The sequence below is a fragment of the Stenotrophomonas sp. YJH_SMC_91 genome (assembly GCF_059368495.1).
Genome location: NZ_JCAFRT010000030.1, coordinates 1 through 3,031, shown reverse-complemented (window position 1 = coordinate 3,031; position 3,031 = coordinate 1). Strand labels below are relative to the sequence as shown.

Below are 3,031 nucleotides of genomic sequence, written 5' to 3'. Positions count from 1 at the left end.
GGCCTGGCGGGCGTGCTCGGCGTTCTGGCGCACGGTGGAGGTCAGTTCCTCCATCGAGGCGGCGGTCTCTTCCAGGTTGGCGGCCTGCTGCTCGGTACGGCGCGACAGGTCGCTGTTGCCGGACGCGATCTCGCCAGCGGCGAGGGTGATGCTGGAGGCACTGGCCTGGATCTGGCCAACGATCTGGGTCAGCTGCGTAACGGTGGTGTTGGCGTCGTCGCGCATGCGTGCGAACACGCCCTGATAGTCGCCGTGCATGCGTGCGGTCAGGTCGCCTTCGGCGATGGCCGACAGCAACTGCGAGAGCTTGCCGAGGTTGTCATCGCTGACCGCCATCATTGCGTTGAGGTTTTCCAGCATCAGGCGGAAATCGTGATCAAAGCGCTGCGCATCACCGCGCTGGCTGAAGTCGCCGGCGGCAGCGGCACTGGCCAGCTGCTTGATCTCGGCATTGATGCGGCCGAGGTTGGCCTTGACGGTGTCGACGGTGGTGGTCATCGCCGCCTTTTCGCCGGGGTAGCGGGCGATGTCGCGGCTCAGGTCGCCGACTGCGTACTGCTGTACCACGTCCAGCACGTCATGCAGGGTCTGCACATGGCTGCCGACCAGGGTGTTGGTCTCCTGCACCATCAGCCCGTACTCGCCGGGGAAGACACTGGCGTCGATGCGATAACTCAGTTCGCCGGCATCGTGACGGCGGGCCATTTCGCGCTGGCGGCCGATGACCGCATGCAGCTGCTGCTGCATGCCGGACATGGCCTCCAGCAGGCGACCGGGTTCGTCATGCGGCTGCGGGCCGATATGGCTGTCCAGCTTGCCATTGGCGATGCCTTCGGCGACGGCAGTAGCCTGCTTCAGCGGGCGCGCGATACGGTTGCCGATGACCCAGCTCAGGGCCAGCACGATCAGCACCAGCACACCACCGGAGATCGCCATGATGGCGGTGAACACCAGCGCCTGCCGCTGCACGTCGTCCATGTAGACGCCGCTGCTGACCACCCAGTTCCACGGCGCGAACAGGCCGGCGTAGGCGACCTTCTCGACCTCGCCCTTGCTGCCCGGCTTGGCCCATCGATAGTTGACGAAGCCACCGCCGGCCTTGGCCGCTTCGACCTGGTCGTAATAGATGCGCACGCCGTCGTCGGTGCGGAAGTCCTTCATGTCCTTGCCGACCAGGTCCTTGCGGAACGGGTGCATCAGCAGGCGGTAGCCGGTGTCGTAGATGTTGAAGTAGTACGTATCGTTCTCGGCGCGCATCACTTCCAGGGCCTGCAACGCGGCGCTCTTCGCGGCGTCCTCGCTGAGTTCGCCGGTGCCGGCCAGGCGGTGGTAGTGCTGGAGGATGCCGTAGCTGAGTTCGACCTGGGTCTTCAGCGCGGTCTTGCGGGTCTCGGTGAGGTCCAGGTACTGCATGCGGGCGGCGATCACCGAGAGCGCGATCACGCCGAGCGCGATGAGCAGCGTCAGCAGGTTGAGCTTGCGCCGGACGGAGAGATTGCTGAAGTAGTGTTGCCAGCGATGCAGGAGATTCATCGAGCAGGACCAAGTCGAAACGGGCGGGCGGCGCCGAGCCGGTCAGCGGCGGGATACGCCGTGACAACCCCGTTATCGGCCGCTGGGGCGGGGGATTGAGGTGCGGTGTCCGAACGTATTCAGGTTTTCTTGCAGCGGCGGCTGCGGCGCTGCCTGCGGCAGGCTGGTTTTGAAGCAACAGCAACAGCAACAGCAACGGCGCTTGGTCGGTGGTCAGGGGTTGCGAGAAGGGCCGGGCCAGGATGGGTTGGCGGGGGACGCCGTAAACCCGTCCTTGGGGGCTTGGCCGCGGCATCCATGCCGCGGACACCCCCGCCAACCCACCCTTGCCCGGCCCATTCGATATCCCGGTGTCGGACGGCAAGAGCATTGGGTTTCCAAGTGGAAAGAGGGGTCAGATCCGTTTTCCTGCGGAAAACGGATCTGACCCCGGAAGCAATACGGCTGTTGCTCTTGCTCTTCTTTCTTCAATCCGGGGTGGACGCGCACGGAAATTTTCCGTGGCCGGGAGGGTGGGCTGCGCAGGGGCGTGAGCCGCATGGATGCGGCGACCGAGCCTACAAGGACGTATTCACGGCGTCCCCTGCGCAGCCCACCCTCGCGGCCAACCCTCAGTAACCCAGCGCTTCGACCGACCATCCCGAGGGGCTTCGCCGTTGGCTGGATATCCAGATACCCCGTAAACAAAAACGCCCCAGCGCAGGGCCAGGGCGTTCTCGTGCGTCAGGTCAGGCAGGCCTCAGAATTCCTGCCAGTCTCCGTCGGCCAGTTCGGTGGCCATCGGACGACCACCGGCGGTGCGGCGGGCCGGCGGCGCGACCGGGGCCGGTGCGGCCGGTGCGGCAGCACGCGGGACCGGGGCAGCGGCGATGCGCGGGGCAACCACGGTCTCGGCTTCGTCCACCACGAAGATCGACACCGCTTCGCTGAGCTGACCAGCCTGTTCTTCCATCGCACGCGCGGCAGCAGTCGCTTCTTCCACCAGCGCGGCATTCTGCTGGGTGGTTTCGTCCATCTGCACCACGGTCTGGTTGACCTGCTCGATGCCGGCCGACTGTTCCTGCGAAGCGGCGGAGATCTCGGCCATGATGTCGGTCACGCGCTGCACCGAGGCTACGATCTCGCCCATGGTCGCGCCGGCCTTGTGCACCAGCGCCGAGCCGTCGTTGACCTTGCCGACCGAATCGTCGATCAGGCCCTTGATCTCCTTGGCGGCAGCGGCCGAACGCTGGGCGAGGGTACGCACTTCGCTGGCGACCACGGCGAAGCCGCGGCCCTGCTCGCCGGCACGCGCGGCTTCCACCGCAGCGTTCAGCGCCAGGATGTTGGTCTGGAACGCGATGCCGTCGATGACAGAGATGATCTCGGCGATCTTCTTCGACGAGGCTTCGATGGCCGACATGGTGGTGACCACCTGGCCGACCACCTCGCCGCCCTGCGAAGCGACACCGTGCGCGCCGATGGCGAGCTGGTTGGCCTGGCGGGCGTGCTCGGCGTT

General features: G+C 66.1%; 2 protein-coding genes. Both read right to left on the bottom strand.

The window, feature by feature from the left end:
• On the bottom strand, positions 1-1,533 hold a 1,533-nt coding region (locus AC5P5X_RS20310; RefSeq protein ID WP_495216053.1), incomplete at its 3' end, for a cache domain-containing protein.
• A 739-nt stretch (positions 1,534-2,272) separates the two neighbouring features.
• Positions 2,273-3,031: methyl-accepting chemotaxis protein (locus AC5P5X_RS20305; RefSeq protein WP_495216052.1), on the bottom strand; the 759-nt coding region annotated here is incomplete at its 5' end.